Consider the following 16,560-nt stretch of genomic DNA (forward strand, 5'->3'; position numbering starts at 1 on the left):
GTTCGGCTGTGGCCACGATCACAGTCGGCGTACTGACGATCAAAGGTGGACGTTACACGAAGGCTATCTATCGCTGCAGGTCATCGGCATGATCGCGCGTCACGCCGAGCTTTCAGATTCAGTACGTGCACTCGGCGAAGTCGGTGTCGGTGTCCGCCGGCGCGCGTCGAGCCGCGGCCGACAGCGCGGGTTGATCACCCTTCGGGATGTTGATCATCCTTCGGGATCAGGGCGTAGTGCGTGCCCAGGTCCTGGGTCAGGTGACGGGTGCCACGGCGGACCGCGTGCGGGGCATCACCACCGGCCGGCACCATGCCGTTCACGTCAGGGCCTGCCGGTGATGCCCTGCGTACTGTACGCCTCTATCGAACAGAGCATCTGCAAAGTAGCGATGGACGCGAACAGACTCGTGGCCATACCGTTTATCCATGACTTCCTTCCGCCCCTTTTCTCCGTCTCCCGTCGAAGCGGCCGACGGACCATTCTGGACCGACGTTCATAAACACGTCATACGGTATGGTGCGTCGTTCGTTCCCGAGATCATCGTTCGCGCGGAAGGCAGTTTCGTCTATTCCGAGAGCGGCCGGAAAATCCTTGACTTCACGTCGGGACAGATGAGTTCCATCCTGGGCCATTCGCATCCGGAGATCGTGGCCACAGTGCACGAGCAGATCGCGACGCTCGACCATCTGTACAGCGGAATGCTGTCGCGCCCCGTCGTGGAGTTGTCCCGCCGCCTGGCGGAGTCGCTGCCGGCCCCGCTGGAGAAGACACTTCTGCTGACAACCGGGGCGGAGGCGAATGAGGCAGCGATTCGGATGGCCAAGCTCGTCACCGGCAAGTACGAAATCGTATCGTTCTCGCGCTCTTGGCATGGCATGACACAGGCTGCGGCGAACGCCACCTATAGTTCCGGACGAATGGGTTACGGTCCTGCCACCCCGGGCAATTTCGCCATTCCCACTCCGTACGCCTACCGTCCCGATTTCACGACCGCCGACGGCGGCTTGGACTGGCGTCGCCAACTCGATTTCGCCTTCGAGCTCGTCGACGCTCAGTCGACAGGAAGTCTGGCGGCCTGCATTGTCGAACCCGTGTTGAGTTCCGGCGGGATCATCGATCTCCCACTGGGCTATCTTGCCGCGTTGAAGCGTAAGTGCGAGGAGCGCGGAATGCTGCTCATCCTCGACGAAGCGCAGACGGGCCTGTGCCGGACGGGCACTTGGTACGCATTCCAACGAGACGGCGTGGTGCCGGACATTCTCACACTTTCCAAAACCCTTGGCGCAGGTCTTCCGCTGGCCGCGATCGTCACCTCATCCCAGATCGAGCAGACCGCCGCAGAACGCGGTTTCCTGTTCTTCACGACCCACGTGTCCGATCCGATGGTCGCCGCTGTCGGAAACCGCGTTCTTGACGTCCTCAAGCGTGACGAGCTGGACATCAGAGCGGCGAAGCTCGGGGCCCACCTTCGCGCCGGCCTGCTCGCCATCCAGGAACGCCACGAAAATGTAGGGGATGTGCGCGGTCGTGGCCTGCTCCAGGGAGTCGAATTGGTTCTCGACCGAAAAACCAAACAGGGCTCCGACAAGATGGGGGCCGCGATCACCCGCCGCTGCCTTGCCCTGGGACTGCACATGAACATCGTGCAACTTCCGGGAATCGGCGGAACGTTCCGCATCGCGCCGCCCCTCACCAGCTCGGAAGAAGAGCTTGACCTGGGCCTGGAAATCCTGGACCAGGCAATAGGCGAGATCGCGCCGCAATACGCCTGAGCCGACTCATGAAACAGGATGCGCCCTGGACGGCCCAGGCCGGGCGGCCTGTTTCATACCAGGTCGATTGCCGCGACGGCGGTCCTCGCGGCAAGAACGGCGATCTCCCTCCGGTGACCCGACGGCCGGTGACGGTCCACCGGCAAAACCGGTCGCCCCTCCCACTTTGATCACGTTAGCTTGGCAGTATGTCCGAACTGCGTACCGATCGCCTCCTGCTCCGCCAGTGGCGGGAGTCCGACCTGGACCCCTGGGCGGCGATGAACGCCGATCCCGAGGTTCGGGAACACTTCCCGGACCTGCTGACGCGTGAGCAGAGTGCCGCTTCGATCGCGCTCTTCCAGGCCGACCTCGGCCGGCGAGGCTATGGGTGGTGGGCGGTGGAGGTCCTGAAGACCGGTGAGTTCATCGGCTTCACCGGCCTGACCCCGGCGCATGAGGGCATGCCGTTCACGGGGATGGAGATCGGCTGGCGGCTGACCCGCTCGTCGTGGGGCCACGGCTACGCCACCGAGGCCGCCCTGGCCTGCCTGGCCTTCGGTTTCGAGACCCTGGAACTGCCGGAGATCGTCGCGATAACGACCACCACCAACCTGCGTTCCCAGGCGGTGATGCGCCGGATCGGCATGACCCGTGCCCCCGCCGCCGACTTCGACCACCCGGACGTGCCCGACGGGCCACTGCGTCGGCATGTGCTGTACCGGATTCGCCGATAAACAGCTCATGCGTTTTCTCGCCAAACTCCCCGGCGTCAGCGCCTTACCGAAGGGCGCTGTTTGATTCCCATCAGCCGATGGACAAGGGATGACCGGCGCGAATTATCTACGGCCCCGGTCAGCGGCGGGTCGCAGCCCAGTCGTGGATGGCCTGGGCGGTCTCGTCGGTTAGGTCGGAGTCGGACAGTTCGTCGAGAGTGATCCACCGGTAGGACTCATGCTCGTCGGACAGGACGATTGGACACGCGTTACCGGAAAGAGCGACGGTGCACTGGCGGGCCTTGCGCCCTGAACCGGACAGGTAGTCGAAGACGGCTACGAAATCCCGGTCGAGGATGAGCGGGCCGCTCCAGCCGATCTCCTCGGCCAGTTCCCTGGCCAGCGCTGACCGGAGGTCCTCGCCGTCATCGACACCACCGGAGGGCAGTTCCTCGATGCCGGGCAGGAAGTCGTCACCGGAGGAACGGCGCAGGATCAGCACCCGATCGTCGTGATACACGACGGCACCGACCACGAGCTTCTGGATTCCGTCACGGTCGGCATCGTCGACGAGGTGCTGGAGATCGGTCATCCGGCGAGGTTAACGCCGCTCACCACGTCGAGTGCCGCGTTCGGCGCGCTCACCATGGCGTCGTTCGTAGGCCGACCCCTCTTGGTCGTCGCTGATGCGGTGACCGCCCACATCCACCGGCTTCCAGGAAAGGCTGTCGGGGCCGCGAACCACGAATTCTCGGACTTCTATCCGGACTCACTCCGACACCGTTACTGGACGCACAAAACCCCCGACCGGTTGACCGATCGGGGGCCCGAAATGACGAAAGAGACGAAGCGCTATTCCCATTAATGGATAGCCGAAAATAGGTGAATCCCGGCAATCAGCTCAGGTGGTCGAAGTCTCCCACCTTGATGCCGCTGACAAAGGCCCGCCACCCGGCAGGAGTGAAGAGCAGCTTGGCGCCGTCGGGGTCCTTGCTGTCACGAACCGCGACAGCACCGGGCAGATTCGCGGCGACCTCAACACACTGAGCACCGTTGTCTCCGGAGAGCGACGACTTCCGCCATACCGCGACACTCAGATCCATTCCTGCCTCGCTTCCTCGATCATTTTGAGGGACATGTGCTCAGGATAAGCCCATCCACGTATCGCTTCATAGCGATTCCATATCGGGGTTACGACGCTGGGGTCGGCCGAAATCTGTCCTTCCGCTGAAGAGTCCGCATAAATCGCGTCCGGTTGCCCGTCCGGAAGTTCTGCGATCATGAAAGCGCCCAGAACGCCGGAGAGGCAGAGCCGATCAACGAGTTGGATGGAGATGGAGGGGCGCTGGGCGATCTCCAGTAAGTAGCCGAGCTGTTCCCGCATTACTTCGGGGCCGCCGACATTACGGCACAGCACACTTTCGTCGATGAGGGTCAGAAAAAGTGGGGGATTGTCCCCATCAAGGATTTTCTTGCGAAACATCCGACCCTTAACCCGCTCCTCTATCTCCTCCGGGGTGATCCGAGGGGCATGCTTGAAGATCGCTCGGGCGTACGCCTCGGTCTGCAGGAAGCCGGGGATGAGCAGCGGTTCCCACGAGCGCATGACGAGGGCGAACGGCTCGACCTCCTGTGCCCAGCTCATGAACCAGATCGGGGTGCCGTGGCGGGCCACGATGTACTCGCGCAGGTCCGTGAAATACGTGCTGCCGTCGGTGCCGAAGAGGGCGTCGAGGCGCTCGGCGTCGGACTTCGACGGGGTGCGGCTGGCGCTCTCCAGGCGGCTTACCTGGGTCTGGGTGCAGCCGAGGCGTCTGCCCACGGCGCTCTGGGAGAGCTGGGCAGCCTCGCGCAGGCGGCGCATCTCGGCGGCGAAGCGTGCGCGGGGGGAGCCCGGGTCCGGGGGGATCTCGTCGCTCATCGCATTCCTCCTGAAATAGAGAAAAACGGATTTTTGGTTATAGCGGCGATTCCAGACCTTGGTATGGGGAAACTCTCACCCGACATTCCAGAGCATCCACCGGGGTGCCAATCCAGCCATGAATCCACCTGCCATGCGGGCAATCTAAGCACACGCCCTATCGATTAGACAGGACGGAAAAGAAAGCATCCTCATACCTTTAAATCAGGGACGAGAACGAGCGATGAACGATCAGAACAGCGACCTTTCACGCCTCGGTAATGCTCGCCGCCGGCATTCCGGGGACAAAAGCGTGCCGGCCACCGAACAGCGCGAGCGATTTGCGCATTTGACCCGGCTCGGCTGGGATCTGCACGGCCTCGGAGTGTGCACCTCGCTGGTCCTGCCGGTGGCCGGGCAGCCGATTCTGGAGATCCGGTCGGCGACGGGCACGGCACTGGTCAGGATCACGGTCGTCCGGCGCTACTGCGGCTGGGCGTTCGTCTGGCGGCCCTGGTGGGCACGGCTGTGGCAGCGCGGGGAATGGGTCTGGGCGGAGGCCGACAACGCGGCCGACATGATCATGTCGGCGGTGACCGCTTGAGATCCGAGCGGGAGGCAACGGGGGAAGAGGACAGCTGCCCCGGACATCACGGTGACGGAACTTCGACGATGCCAGGGGAAGAAGACAAACTTCCCGGGCATCACGACGCGATGCCGTGGGCGGGTGGGCCGTACAGCGCGTGGCGGCAGGTCTTTCCCGGCCGGGTGGCCTCCGTGCCGGAGGTGCGGGCCTGGGCCCGGGACCTGCTGGCCGGACGCATCGCGCCCCCGCTGCTCGACGACGTGCTGCTCCTGCTGAGCGAGCTGGCCACCAACGCGGTGGCCCACTCCGACTCCGGACGGACCACGGACGGGCGAGTGACCGTCTACCTGGCCCGCACCACCACGGCGGTCCACGTGCAGGTCACCGACGACGGCTCCGTCACGAGCACACCCGCCGTCCACGTACCGGAGGCCGATGGCGACGGCGGGCGGGGGCTGTGGCTGGTCGACCTGCTCGCCGCCGAGTGGGGATTCCACCACGACGGCCCAGGCAGATCGGTCTGGTTCCAGGTCACGGGTTAGGGCGGGCGGCGCATGCCGACCGTGTCGGCCACCGGCACCCCAAGGTCGTCGCCACCATCGGAGCCCAGGCCGGCAGGACTCAGATCAGCACGTCAAACGGGTTGACGACGGACACTCCTGTGCCGGCGAAGTCTTTGATATTCCGGCTGACCAGGGTCCAGCCGTTCACCCGGGCCGTCGCGGCGATCAGGCCGTTCGTCGTGGGGAGTGGGCGGATGGCGTTCAGGCGTCCCCACTCCTCGGCGGCCTCCACGGTGACGGGGATGATGCGATCACCGAACTGCCGCTGAAGGCCGTGCAGCCAACGTTCCAGCACCGTTGCCTGGCCGGGGTCCCGGCGTCGGCGAAGCTCGACTCCGCAGCGAATCTCACCGACCGTCAGGCTGCTGAGGTAGAGAGTGGGTCCGTGAGCCGCGGCGATCCAGTCCTTGACCTGAGGGCTGCCGTTCCGCTTGCGCGCTTCGGAGACCACGTTCGTGTCGAGTAGGTAGCCGATACCCATCAGTCGAAATCGACTTCCCGGGGAAGGTCCTGGTTCCGCGGGAACTCCACGTCGTCGTCCCAGTCAGGATCGGCGAGAAGAAACTGTCTGAAGTCCGGAGCGCCACCGTTGAGGCGGCGGTATTCGGCGATGTCGATGACGACGGCCACCTCTTCCCCATGCCGGGTGACCACCTGAGGACCTTCGTTCACCGCACGCCGTACAACCTCGCTGAAGCGTTGTTTCGCCTCCTGAACCTGCCATCCGCTCACAGGCGTCCTCCTATCTAGTCTGTCTAGATTCAGGGTAGCCCCAGCATGAGATCACGCGGGTGCGGCCCGGCGTGATCATGCCATCGCCGGTGTCAGGTCATCGTTGATGTGGCCGATTCCGAGGAGATCTGGCCAAGTAGGTGGCCAGTTCGCGGAGATGTGGCCACGATGACTAAGTGAGTGCGGATGCGCTGGATGTGGCCAGCAGGTTCGATGTGGCCTATGTGGATGCGGACGGCGTCGAACGGTCGGTGAAGCTGGAGGAGCTGAGCCGGGTGAAGCTGGAGGCGGCTCGTCCGGTCCGGTCGTTTCCGTCATACGCGGGGCAGCGGAACTATCCGGGCTGGTACTGGTCGGCGACGATGGGCCGCCTGGTTGGGTTCGAGTCGTGGGTTGAGCGGGACCACCTGATCGCGATCGATTTCGATCCTGTGGTGACAGCGGTTGCGTCACAGCCGTTTTGGCTGCGATGGAGCGTCGATGGCCGACCGCGCAGACATGCTCCTGATTTCTTCGTCCGGGTGGCCGGGGGCGGGGTGCTGGTGCTGGACTCACGGCCGCTGGACCGGATCGGTGAGAGTGACCGGGAGGCGTTCCAGGCCACGCAGCAGGCGTGTGACCTGCTGGGATGGCGGTATGCGGTGTGGGGCACGATGAATGGGGTGGTGGTGGCCAACCAGCGGTGGTTGGCGGGTTACCGGCATCCGCGGTGCATGGATGAGGCGGTCGCGGCCCAGTTGCGTGAGGTGTTCGCCCAACCGCTTGCCCTGATGGACGGGGCCGAGCTGGTCGGGGATCCGATCGCGACGCTGCCGGTGCTGTTTCACCTGATGTGGCGGCACGAGCTGGAGGCGGATCTGTCTTTGGTGCTCAGCGACCGCAGCATCGTGAAGACGGCCGTGGGGGCAGGGGGCCGTCGTGGTTGACCGGCCGGTGCTGCGCATCGGCGACCGGGTGCGGTTCGAGGGCGTCGAGCACCAGGTGGTGGCATTGTCCGGCAACGCGGTGCGGTTGTTGTCGACGGCGAACGAGGCCAGTGTGGTGCTGGCGCCGTATCTGCAGGCTGCGCCGGACTTCGCCGTCTTGGGCGGGGGAGGTCAGGGCGACGGGCGCGTGGCGCGGGTGCCGCCGCTGGGGTTGTTGGCCACCTTGCCAGAACAGGTGCTGACGGCTGCCCGGGAGTGGGAGCGGCATCTGGTGGAGGTGGAGACCGGGCTCCCGCTGGGCGCACCCGAGGGAACACAGCCTCGTCCGGAGTACGACCCGGTGCTGCATTCTCTGGTCGAGCGGGAGCGCGCCAAGGCAGAGGAGTTGTGCAGGGCGGGCACGAAGGCGAGTGTCCGGACGGTCCGGCGGATGCGTGCTCGCTACCGTGATCAGGGGTTATGGGGGCTGGTCGACACCCGATACGCACGGCGGGCCAAGCCGACCGGGAACGTGGACGCTCGTGTGGTCGAGGCCGCGGCCCGGGTGATCGACGCGCAGACCAGCACGTCGACGGGCACTAAGGGCAGGGTGATCAGCCAGATCAAGCAGGGTCTGGAAGAGGAGTATGGGCCCGGGACAGTGCCATTGCCGGGGAAGACGACCTTTTACAAGCTGCTGGATGTGCTGTCGGCTGGGAAGCACACCTTCGGGTCGGCGACCACCCGCCGCCAGATGGCCAACCGCCCTGAGGGCGCGTTTACCGCGACCACCGCGTCCCGGCCCGGCGAGCAGGTCCAGATGGACGGCACTTTGCTGGATGTGATGGCGGTGATGGACGATGGGGTGATCGGCCGTCCCGAGCTGGTCGCCGCAGTTGATGTCGCCACCCGGACCATCTGCGCCGCGGTGTTACGCCCGGTCGGTGCGAAGGCGGTGGACGCGGCGTTGCTCCTGGCGCGGATGATGACGCCGGAGCCGATGCGGCCAGGCTGGGATGAAGCACTGGCGATGAAGGCATCCAGGATCCCCCATCAGCGGCTGGTGAGCATCGACACGCGACTGGAGCTGGCGGCGGCCAAGCCGGTCATAGCGGCTGACACCGTGGTGATCGACCACGGCAGGGTGTTCGTGTCGGAGGTGTTCCTACGTGCCTGCGACACCCTCGGCATCTCGGTGCAGCCTGCCCATCAGCAGACCGGCACCGACAAGGCGATCATGGAGCGGACGTTCGAGTCGATCAACACCCTGTTCTGCCAGCACGTGGCCGGCTACACCGGCCGAGACGTCACCCACCGCGGCGCCGATGTCGATGAGCGAGCAGTGTGGTCACTACCTGACCTGCAGGAACAGCTGGACGAGTGGGTTGTGGCCGGGTGGCAGTCGCGACCACATGAAGGCTTGCGCCACCCATTCACCCCTGACCAGCCCGCCTCCCCCAACGACGCATACGCTGCCCTGGTCACGGCTGCGGGCTACATCCCGATCGCGTTGTCGGGTGAGGACTACATCGAGTTGCTGCCGGCGGAGTGGCGGGCGATTGGGGATGGCGGAGTGCAGATCGACTACCACACCTACACCTGCCCCGAGCTGCGCGCCTACAGCCACTACCCATCGCCGATCACGGCCAAGGGCGGTCGGTGGGAGGTTCATTACGACCCCTACGACGTCACCCGGGTCTGGATTCGCAACCACTACCGGGGCGGGTGGATCATGGCGCCGTGGCGTCATGCGTCCCTGGTGGCGCAGCCCTTCGCCGACTTCACCTGGAGGCACGCCCGCAAGATCGCTGCGCAGCGCGGGGTGGACGCCACCAACGAGACCGCCGTCGCGGTGGTGCTGGCCGCGTTGCTTCGGCGGGCTGGGCAGGGCCCCGATCCGACTGAGCGGGCCTTGGCTCGCACCCGGGCCGTCGCGGCGGTCCGCAATCACCTGCCGCCTGACCTGCTGCCCACGCTCACGGCCAGCAGCGTCGCAGCCGATGAGATCACTGAGCAGGCCGATGCGGAATCCGTAACAACCGCAGAGTCATCGGCCGCCGGACACCCCGCCAACCGGAAAGTCCAGCGAGCGCGGGCGGCCCAGATGACCGATCGGGACGCCGACGAAAGCGACGAGGACGAGCCGTTACAGGGCACAGTCGTCGGATTCGGACTCTTCGATCCCTTCGCTGACGACCAGGAGGACCTGGCCCGGTGAGCAGCGAGCGCCAGGTCTCGCCCTCCCGGCCGCCGGAGATGGTCAGGTCGCACCGGCGCGTCGCCATCGCTCACCGTGATCGTGAGCGCGCCCAGGTCGAGGCCCGCGTCGCGGGCCGTGAACAGGACCGCGCTGCCGTCGACGGGTAGTTCCTGGGTCGAGGGGATCACGAAGGTGTCGAGGTAGGCGGCGAAGAACTGGTCGTTGACACCGTGGAAGTACAGCACCACGTTGCCGGTGGCGCTGTCCAGCAGGACGGGCGCGTCGGTGCATCGGGCGAAGGCCAGCAGGGCGCCGGCGCAGCTCAGCCCGGTGCGATCCAGGACGAGCAGCGGCATGGCCACTGTCAGATCGGTCGCGCCCTGGGCGGCGCCGGTCTTCAGGGCGAGGTCGTTGCGCGCCGTATCCAGCTCGACCTGCCTGGTGGCCAGGTCGCGTTGCAGCACCGACGCCTTGTTACGCCCCGCGCGCGCGTCCTCCAGATCGATGCCGGCCTTGTGGAACGCGGCCTTCGCGTCCCTCAGGCCGGTGTCGGCGGTGCCGACCATTTTGACGGGCACCATCTTGATCAGCCCGGAATCCCGCGTCAGGGCCGCCTTCGTCTGGACCACGGAGTTGTCGGCGCCCGCCGAGGAGACGGCGAGCTTGCTCTTGAAGTTGATGAGCCTGAGGTACTCGTCTTTCTTGTCCATGGAGAAAGTGATGTACTCACCTTTCCTCTCCATGAAGAAGAACGCGCGGAGGCTGCCCCTGTCCATAGCTCCGCGCCCAGTTTGAGGTCGTCGCCCCTGATCGCGATGGTCGGCCGACCGGGCGACTCCTGTATGTCCAGCCGCCAGAGCCAGGCCTCTAACCTGTCCTTTTGCTCGTCCTAGCTCTGCTGGCAGTAGGTGACCTGCTTGGCGAGCTCGTCGTAGGAGGTCTGGAGCGCGGGCACGTTCGCGGCGAGCTTGGTCAACCGGTCGATCTCCCGGGGCAGGTCCAGCACCTCGCCCTCAAGCTTCTTGATCTTCTGCTCCAGCACGGCGATCGCATCCAGGTCACTGCTCTGCGTCGGGCGGTCGATCACCGGCAGGTCCAGGATGTCGGGCACCTGGGCCAGCCGTCCGTCCCTGCCCACGCCGAACTCCACGGTCGCCACCTGCCCGTCCTTGTCGGCGGCCGCCTTGGTGGTGAAGGCGAGCAGCAACCGTGCCTGGCGCTTGGCCGGTCTGGCGGTCGTGCCGTACCCGACGGAGGCGGACTGCTGCTGGTGGTAGAGCACGGAGGACATTCCGGAGATCACGCTCCGGCCCGCGATGGAGAAGCTGTCGCGGCGCACGCCGGGGTGATCGCCCACCGGGGCCTGCGAGCCCACCCACTGCACACCGCCGCGGAGCGTGCCGTTGACGGCGCGGTCGCTCTGGTCGTAGGCGGTCGTGCCCGACCCCTCGTCGAAGCGGTGGTACGACACCAGTCCCGACTCGTTGCCGATCAGGCGATGGCCCAGTTCCCGCCTCAGCTCCTCAGCCGTGCGGACGCGGTCCCAGAGACGCACCTCGTCGATCTCGCCGTTGAAGAACCTGCCCGGTTGCCCCGCGGTGTTCACCGCGCCGATCAGGACCGGTGCGGCCTGGTCGGTCTGGTACGGCAGGCTCACGCTCTGGCCCGCCCTGCCGTTGACGAAGACGGTCGCGGTTGTCCCGTCGTAGACCCCGGCCACGTGGGTGTACTCGTTCAGCGGGATCGGCTCGATCGAGGCCACCGACCAGGGCGCGCTGTTGTGGGCGAGGAAGACCGTGCCGTTCGGGTGCACCCCGAGCCGGCAGGCCGTGCCCTTGGCCAGGACGGTCCCGTCGAAGGCCGACGGCTTGATCCACGCTTCGATCGTGTAAGGCCCGGCGCCGAATTTGAACGTTCCAGGATTGCCCAGGTCCACATGCCCGGCCGTACCGTCCAGCAGCAGCGCGGTCTCCGCGTGCCCTGCGACACCCGCCACCGGCACCAGTTCCAGGTTGGTGAACGGGCACTTGCCCGGGGCGCGCTCGAAGACGGCGTCGCGGTACTTGGGGTCGGGGCTGGTGTAGAAGCGCGTGCCCTGGGTGTTGAACCCGCCGTCGGCGTCCCGCTCGATGTTGAAACAGTCGACGCGGCCGGTGGCGTCGTTCTGCGCGAAGAGCTGCCACCGCCACATGTCGTTGATCGCGGTCGGCACCATCACCGCCGTGAACCGCCCGCCGCTCAGGTTGCGGATGAACGACAGTTCCTTCGTCGGCTCGTAGAACGGCCGGCTCTCCATGTCCTCGGTGCCCAGCGTGTCGTTGGTCGAGTCCGGCCGCGTGGCGTGCCGGCTGCGCCGATAGCGCACTTCCAGCACCGGCTTGAGCTTGCCGTCCACGAGCAGGAACCGGTCGCACGGCAGCGTCTCCCGCACCAGCGGCACCTTGTCGCCGCCGCTGGTCTCGTAGTCCGTCCTGGCCGCGTCGCCGGAACAGCCGCCGCCGGTCAGCTTGTGCACCGCGTCGGCGTGGGCGGCCCCGACCGACTGCCGCAGCACCACCACGTACGTGCCGTCCGAGATCACCTGGAACGGGGCCGCCGCCGACAGGCACGCGGTCGTGGAGAGGAACGTGTCGATCTCGTCGGGTTCCAGCTGTTCGGCCGCCCCCGCCTCGATCCGGCCGCCCCGCTTGACCGCCGGCATCGCCGTCGCGCCCGCGATGCTGTAGCCGACCTCGGTGATCTCCCGTGGGAACGGCAGTTCGGCGGGGTTGTCGGCCCACTACGCGGCGTCCATCTCGCCCTTGGCGGTATCCGTCCTGGCCAGGTTCAGGACGTTGTAGACGATCCGTCGCGCCGAGTCCATCGCGAACGCCACCGTGATGCCCTGGTGCCGGACCATCGCCACATGCGCGTACGTACGATCGCCGTAGACCTTGAGCAGGGAATCCTGAGCCGCCATAACCACCTCTGTACGTTGAAGTCCACTCACCCTGACCCTGATCGCATTTCGGATCAACACGGTCACGGCGACCACATTCGGCCATCTTGATCGCGCCGCCGGGCCGGTGACCGGTCCCGAGCTTGGCCGCCTGGCACTGTTGGAGAAGACGTTCACGAGCGCGCCCGCCGTACGCGTACCGGAGACCGATGGCGACGGCGGGCGGGAGTTGTGGCTGGTCGACCTGCTCACGATCGAGTGGGGGTCACCTCACCGAGGGACGGGCAGGTCGGTCTGGTTCCAGGTGGCGGGTCAGGCGATCAGTTGTCCCAGATCGCGTTCTTCAGGATGGTGGCCAGGCCGGGGGTGGCCCACTGGTCGACGATCAGGATCTTCGACTTGGGCAGGTACCACTCACGCTGGTTGAACGTCGACTTCTGCGCGAAGTCGGTGTACGACATACACCGGCCCGGCCACACCCGGTAGTGCGCCTTGTGCGCCACCCCGATGTTGCGGTAGCCGACCACGATCGCCTTACCGAGGACCTGGCCGTACTTGGGGTTGGTCGCGCAGGGCACCACGTCGGACGCCGGGTAGAACGCGCCCTGGGTGGGGTCGTAGCGCCGGAAGCCCTCTCCTCCGGTCTTGAGGGCCTTCGGCCCCATGACCCAGAAGCTGTCGCACCTGGGCTGGAAGTAACCGCCGTTGGGCCGCGCGCAGGCACCGGTCACCACCCGGACCTGATCCGCGGTCCCGTACACCCGCCAGGAGTTCGGGATCTCCAGCGTCAAACCGCCGCGCAGGCGGAGCAGCGCGGTGGAGGAGCTCGCGGACGCGGGAAGCTGGGCCGCCAGCACGGCGGCTCCGGCGACAGCGGTCACCGCGATCATTCTTTTCATCATGGCGATGATCGTAGTAAGTCCGGCTTGCCGTCGGTTTGCAGGTTTCTTGCGTACGGAAAAGTCCACGCCGGTGAGACCCGAGCTCGCCGGGCGAGCGTAACCTACCGATGGGTATGCCCGCTGACAGGGGGATCCGCTCCGCTGACGCTCAGCGAATGGTGAAAGTGCGGTCCAGACCGGTGACCCGGAGCAGGACCGCCGTCTGGTGCCGAGGCGCGGACAGCTCGAAGGTGACTCCGAGCTGCCTGGCACGGCGCTGGATGCCGACCAGTACGGCCAGCCCTGACGTGTCGAAGAACGACACCCCGGACAGGTCGAGAACAAGCGGGTTCGCTCCGCGCCGCAACGCGCGGAGCAGTCGTTCGCGCAGTGCCGCACTGGTGAAGACGTCGATCTCGCCGTGTAGATGAATGACTGTCGCAGCGGGGCCGGCGGCCTGGGGGCCCGCTCCGTGGGAGGTCTGAGTTTGCAGAACGGTCATGATGTCTCCTCTCGGAGAGGATCTGGGCCCTGGTGACCGGCGCGGTGCGCGGTCGGCGATCCGCCCGCCCTCGTTCTCCCAGGTGGCCTGGCCGTCGTCCCGGGTGCCCTGGCCGTCGTCTCGGGTGATCGAGGTGGCGCCGGAGGCGGCGGCGGTGAGGATGTCGGTCGGACGAGTGGCACCCGCGCACCTGGTGGCCAGGGCGAGCATGTGCGCGGCCGTGCCGTTCTCGGTGCCGGGTGGAATGACCAGCAGGTTGACGGGGTCCATGGCCTCGCAGATCAGGGTGACCACGTGCGGGTCCATGTTGCGGAACCAGCCCACCTTGACCTGGCGGCCGGGGGCCGCGACACGGTGCGGGATGTCGTCCCAGGGCCCCAGGGGCAGGCCCACGCGCATGACGGGCCGGCCCAGCCGCCGGTCGATGGCGGCGATGAGGCCCGGCAGTTCCACTGCCGCGTCCTGTGAGTACGGCCACCAGGCCCCGTCCACGGCGCCCCTGCGGCCAAGGGCGGGATCCAGGCTGAGGCGTGCCTCAGGAGTGGTGTCTGTGAACGGCGTGCTGTGGGAAAGAAGCTCCGGCATCATGATCGCCCGGCCCGTCTCGGTCCCTGAGGGGGACCGGAGTCGCCTATCGCCTTGGGCGACGTCGACCTGGATGTCAACGCACGAAATGTCCTCGGTACTCCCAACTCTACGCCTGCTTTCCGCTCCGCGACGGGATCAAGGCCGGGCCTGAGGGCCTCGGCCCTGCTGACCGAGGCCACCTCCGTGCCCTTCTCAGGCAGGACGGACCAGACCCCACTGCGGCTTCGGTGGTTCGCCTCAAGCCAGGCGGACCATTCGCCTGATCGAAATTCTGTGTCGCTCTGGCCATCTCGTGATCGCAACGCACCCACATGGCGAACAAGGCGTTGGCCGTCTTGGACTGCCCGTAGGCCGACCAATGGTCGTAGCCGTGGCGGAGGTGCGGGTCGTCCCAGCGAATGTCGGACAGGAAGTGCCCGGACGAGGCCACCGAAACAACTCGTGCCCCGGTGGGGGCCAGCGCCGGGCGCAGCCGGTTGACCAGGGCGAAGTGCCCGAGGTGGTTGATGGCGAAGTGCGCTTCCCATCCGGGGGCGATGAGCCTGTGCGGGTAGGCCATGACGCCCGCGTTGTTGATGACGATGTCGACGGTTCGGCCGGTCTCCAGGAACCGGTGGCTGAAGGTCCGGATGCTGTCGGGGTCCGACAGATCGAACTCTCGCACCTCCGTCCGCGTAATGCCATGCAGGGCCTCCCTCGCCACTGCGGGACGGCGGGCGGGCACGACGACGTGTGCCCCGGCGCGGACCAGCGCGCGTGTGGCCTCCAGGCCGAGCCCCGAGTAGCCGCCGGTGATCAGGACGTTCTTGCCGGATAACCGGAGGCCGGCCAAAACCTCGTCCGCTGTGCTGTGCGCGTCGAATCCCGAACCGATTTTGTGTTGCGTGATCGCCATGCCTCGAACCGTAGGATCTAGCTGGACTTTGTACGACTTGCCGTAAGCGGCCTCCCAGGTCAGCTTGACCCGCGACACCGTAGCGCTCGCACCCAGATCGACCCGGAGCCACTGCGGATCCACCCCCTCGGCCGTCCTCCGAGGACGTGCTGGAGTACGGCGAGCGGCGACCCCGTCCACCACGGCACCTTTTGGTCGCTCTCCGTGCTCGTGGCCGCGTCGTCGGCGCCCGTTCCAGTCGGTCCAGGGGGAACCTCAAAGAGCGTCCAGCGAGCGACCCCGGGCGCGTCCCGGTCCAACCAGAGTCCCCCGAAAACCGAGAAACCCCAGCTCAGCGTACTGAACTGGGGTTTCCATCGGGTGCGCCGCCAGGGACTCGAACCCCGGACCCGCTGATTAAGAGTCAGCTGCTCTAACCAACTGAGCTAGCGGCGCTTGAAGCTCCTGAAGGATAGCGCACATCGGGCAGGGCTTCGAAATCCGTTACGATCAGCGGCTAAGCTAGAACAACATTCGGTCCTGTACTGGGAGCACACATGTGGTTCGCCTCGCCCGCCGACGCCAGCGAGCGGCTCAGCGCCGTCGACTACCTCTCCGACGACTCCATCGCGACCTCGGTCTTCCTGGCGGGAGCGCTCGGCAAACCACTCCTCGCCGAGGGGCCGGCCGGCGTGGGCAAGACCCAGCTCGCCAAGGCCGTGGCGGCGACGACCGGGGCGAAGCTGGTCAGATTGCAGTGCTACGAGGGGCTGGACGAGGCCAGGGCGCTGTACGAATGGAACTACAAGAAGCAGCTCCTGCGCATCCAGGCCGGGCAGGACGAGAGCTGGGACGCCACCCACGACGACATCTTCACCGAGGAGTTCCTGCTGGAGCGGCCACTGCTCGCGGCGATCCGATCCCAGACGCCGGTGGTCCTGCTGATCGACGAGACCGACAAGGCGGACGTCGAGGTGGAGGGGCTGCTGCTGGAGATCCTGTCCGACTACCAGGTCACCATCCCCGAGCTCGGCACGATCGCCGCCGTACGCAGGCCGTACGTGGTGCTGACCTCCAACGCGACCCGCGAGCTCTCCGAGGCGCTGAAGCGGCGCTGCCTCTACCTGCACCTGGAGTACCCGACACCGGAGCGCGAGCGCGACATCGTGCTGGCCCAGGTGCCCACGATCACGGCCGCCCTGGCCGAGCAGCTCGCCCGCACGGTGGCCACCTTGCGCGCCCTGGAGCTGAAGAAGGCGCCCTCGATCGCCGAGACGATCGACTGGGCCAACACCCTGCTCGCGCTGGGCAGGACCGAGCTGGACGAGGCGGCGATCGGGGCCACCCTCGGCGTCGTACTCAAGCACGCCTCCGACCAGACCCGGGCGCGCAAGGAGCTCGCACTGTGACCGGCACGGCCC

General features: G+C 66.5%; 17 protein-coding genes, 1 tRNA gene and 1 pseudogene. 7 read left to right on the forward strand and 12 right to left on the reverse strand.

The window, feature by feature from the left end:
* The first annotated feature begins 428 nt into the window (after positions 1-428).
* Positions 429-1,775: an aspartate aminotransferase family protein gene (locus tag OG884_RS07355; RefSeq protein WP_326643453.1), complete on the forward strand. Its 1,347-nt coding sequence runs from the start codon at positions 429-431 to the stop codon at positions 1,773-1,775.
* A gap of 188 nt (positions 1,776-1,963) precedes the next feature.
* The gene (locus OG884_RS07360) at positions 1,964-2,491 is read left to right on the forward strand and encodes a GNAT family N-acetyltransferase (RefSeq protein WP_326643455.1); all 528 of its coding nucleotides are present in this window, start codon (positions 1,964-1,966) and stop codon (positions 2,489-2,491) included.
* Positions 2,492-2,609: 118 nt separating this feature from the next.
* Here OG884_RS07360 and OG884_RS07365 read toward each other — a convergent pair whose 3' ends face one another.
* The 3 genes from OG884_RS07365 to OG884_RS07375 form a co-directional block, all read right to left on the reverse strand.
* Positions 2,610-3,062, reverse strand: a complete 453-nt coding sequence (locus tag OG884_RS07365; RefSeq protein ID WP_326643457.1) for an NUDIX domain-containing protein — start codon at positions 3,060-3,062, stop codon at positions 2,610-2,612.
* A 304-nt stretch (positions 3,063-3,366) separates the two neighbouring features.
* On the reverse strand, positions 3,367-3,573 hold the full coding sequence (locus OG884_RS07370; RefSeq protein WP_326643459.1) for a DUF397 domain-containing protein: 207 nt from the start codon (positions 3,571-3,573) through the stop codon (positions 3,367-3,369).
* The gene (locus OG884_RS07375; protein WP_326643461.1) at positions 3,564-4,391 is read right to left on the reverse strand and encodes a helix-turn-helix domain-containing protein; all 828 of its coding nucleotides are present in this window, start codon (positions 4,389-4,391) and stop codon (positions 3,564-3,566) included. The genes OG884_RS07370 and OG884_RS07375 overlap by 10 nt, the downstream gene beginning before the upstream one ends.
* Positions 4,392-4,683: 292 nt before the next feature.
* On the opposite strand from OG884_RS07375, the gene OG884_RS07380 reads away from it, so the two are divergent.
* Complete coding sequence (locus OG884_RS07380) at positions 4,684-4,974, forward strand: hypothetical protein (protein WP_326643463.1); 291 nt, start codon at positions 4,684-4,686, stop codon at positions 4,972-4,974.
* 68 nt (positions 4,975-5,042) lie between these two features.
* Positions 5,043-5,498 carry an ATP-binding protein gene (locus OG884_RS07385; RefSeq protein WP_326643465.1) on the forward strand — a complete coding sequence of 152 codons (456 nt, stop codon included), beginning with the start codon at positions 5,043-5,045 and terminating at the stop codon, positions 5,496-5,498.
* Between the two features lie 79 nt (positions 5,499-5,577).
* Here the strand turns inward: OG884_RS07385 and OG884_RS07390 are convergent, their stop codons facing one another.
* Both OG884_RS07390 and OG884_RS07395 read right to left on the reverse strand, forming a co-directional pair.
* Positions 5,578-6,000 carry a type II toxin-antitoxin system VapC family toxin gene (locus OG884_RS07390; RefSeq protein WP_326643467.1) on the reverse strand — a complete coding sequence of 141 codons (423 nt, stop codon included), beginning with the start codon at positions 5,998-6,000 and terminating at the stop codon, positions 5,578-5,580.
* Positions 6,000-6,251, reverse strand: a complete 252-nt coding sequence (locus OG884_RS07395) for a type II toxin-antitoxin system Phd/YefM family antitoxin (RefSeq protein WP_326643469.1) — start codon at positions 6,249-6,251, stop codon at positions 6,000-6,002. The genes OG884_RS07390 and OG884_RS07395 overlap by 1 nt, the downstream gene beginning before the upstream one ends.
* Before the next feature lie 176 nt (positions 6,252-6,427).
* On the opposite strand from OG884_RS07395, the gene OG884_RS07400 reads away from it, so the two are divergent.
* Positions 6,428-7,177, forward strand: a complete 750-nt coding sequence (locus OG884_RS07400) for a TnsA-like heteromeric transposase endonuclease subunit (protein WP_326643471.1) — start codon at positions 6,428-6,430, stop codon at positions 7,175-7,177.
* The gene (locus OG884_RS07405) at positions 7,170-9,374 is read left to right on the forward strand and encodes a Mu transposase C-terminal domain-containing protein (RefSeq protein ID WP_326643473.1); all 2,205 of its coding nucleotides are present in this window, start codon (positions 7,170-7,172) and stop codon (positions 9,372-9,374) included. The genes OG884_RS07400 and OG884_RS07405 overlap by 8 nt, the downstream gene beginning before the upstream one ends.
* A gap of 871 nt (positions 9,375-10,245) precedes the next feature.
* On the opposite strand, the gene OG884_RS07410 is transcribed toward OG884_RS07405, so the two are convergent.
* From OG884_RS07410 to OG884_RS07435, 7 genes and pseudogenes are all read right to left on the reverse strand, one after another.
* Entirely contained in the window at positions 10,246-12,057 is a 1,812-nt protein-coding gene (locus OG884_RS07410) for a LamG domain-containing protein (protein WP_326643475.1), read from the reverse strand.
* 78 nt (positions 12,058-12,135) lie between these two features.
* The gene (locus OG884_RS07415) at positions 12,136-12,315 is read right to left on the reverse strand and encodes a hypothetical protein (protein WP_326643477.1); all 180 of its coding nucleotides are present in this window, start codon (positions 12,313-12,315) and stop codon (positions 12,136-12,138) included.
* Between the two features lie 299 nt (positions 12,316-12,614).
* The gene (locus OG884_RS07420; protein WP_326643479.1) at positions 12,615-13,196 is read right to left on the reverse strand and encodes a hypothetical protein; all 582 of its coding nucleotides are present in this window, start codon (positions 13,194-13,196) and stop codon (positions 12,615-12,617) included.
* A 148-nt stretch (positions 13,197-13,344) separates the two neighbouring features.
* The gene (locus OG884_RS07425) at positions 13,345-14,265 is read right to left on the reverse strand and encodes an STAS domain-containing protein (RefSeq protein WP_326643481.1); all 921 of its coding nucleotides are present in this window, start codon (positions 14,263-14,265) and stop codon (positions 13,345-13,347) included.
* 106 nt (positions 14,266-14,371) lie between these two features.
* Positions 14,372-15,160 carry an SDR family NAD(P)-dependent oxidoreductase gene (locus OG884_RS07430; RefSeq protein WP_326643483.1) on the reverse strand — a complete coding sequence of 263 codons (789 nt, stop codon included), beginning with the start codon at positions 15,158-15,160 and terminating at the stop codon, positions 14,372-14,374.
* Between the two features lie 30 nt (positions 15,161-15,190).
* A pseudogene (locus OG884_RS37415) lies at positions 15,191-15,343 on the reverse strand (galactose-binding domain-containing protein); the annotation flags it as partial.
* A 178-nt stretch (positions 15,344-15,521) separates the two neighbouring features.
* Positions 15,522-15,595, reverse strand: a tRNA-Lys gene (locus OG884_RS07435).
* A gap of 101 nt (positions 15,596-15,696) precedes the next feature.
* On the opposite strand from OG884_RS07435, the gene OG884_RS07440 reads away from it, so the two are divergent.
* Positions 15,697-16,548: an AAA family ATPase gene (locus OG884_RS07440; protein ID WP_326643485.1), complete on the forward strand. Its 852-nt coding sequence runs from the start codon at positions 15,697-15,699 to the stop codon at positions 16,546-16,548.
* Positions 16,549-16,560 lie beyond the last annotated feature (12 nt).

Origin of the sequence: Streptosporangium sp. NBC_01755, assembly GCF_035917995.1 — a bacterium.
Taxonomy (GTDB): Bacteria; Actinomycetota; Actinomycetes; order Streptosporangiales; family Streptosporangiaceae; genus Streptosporangium.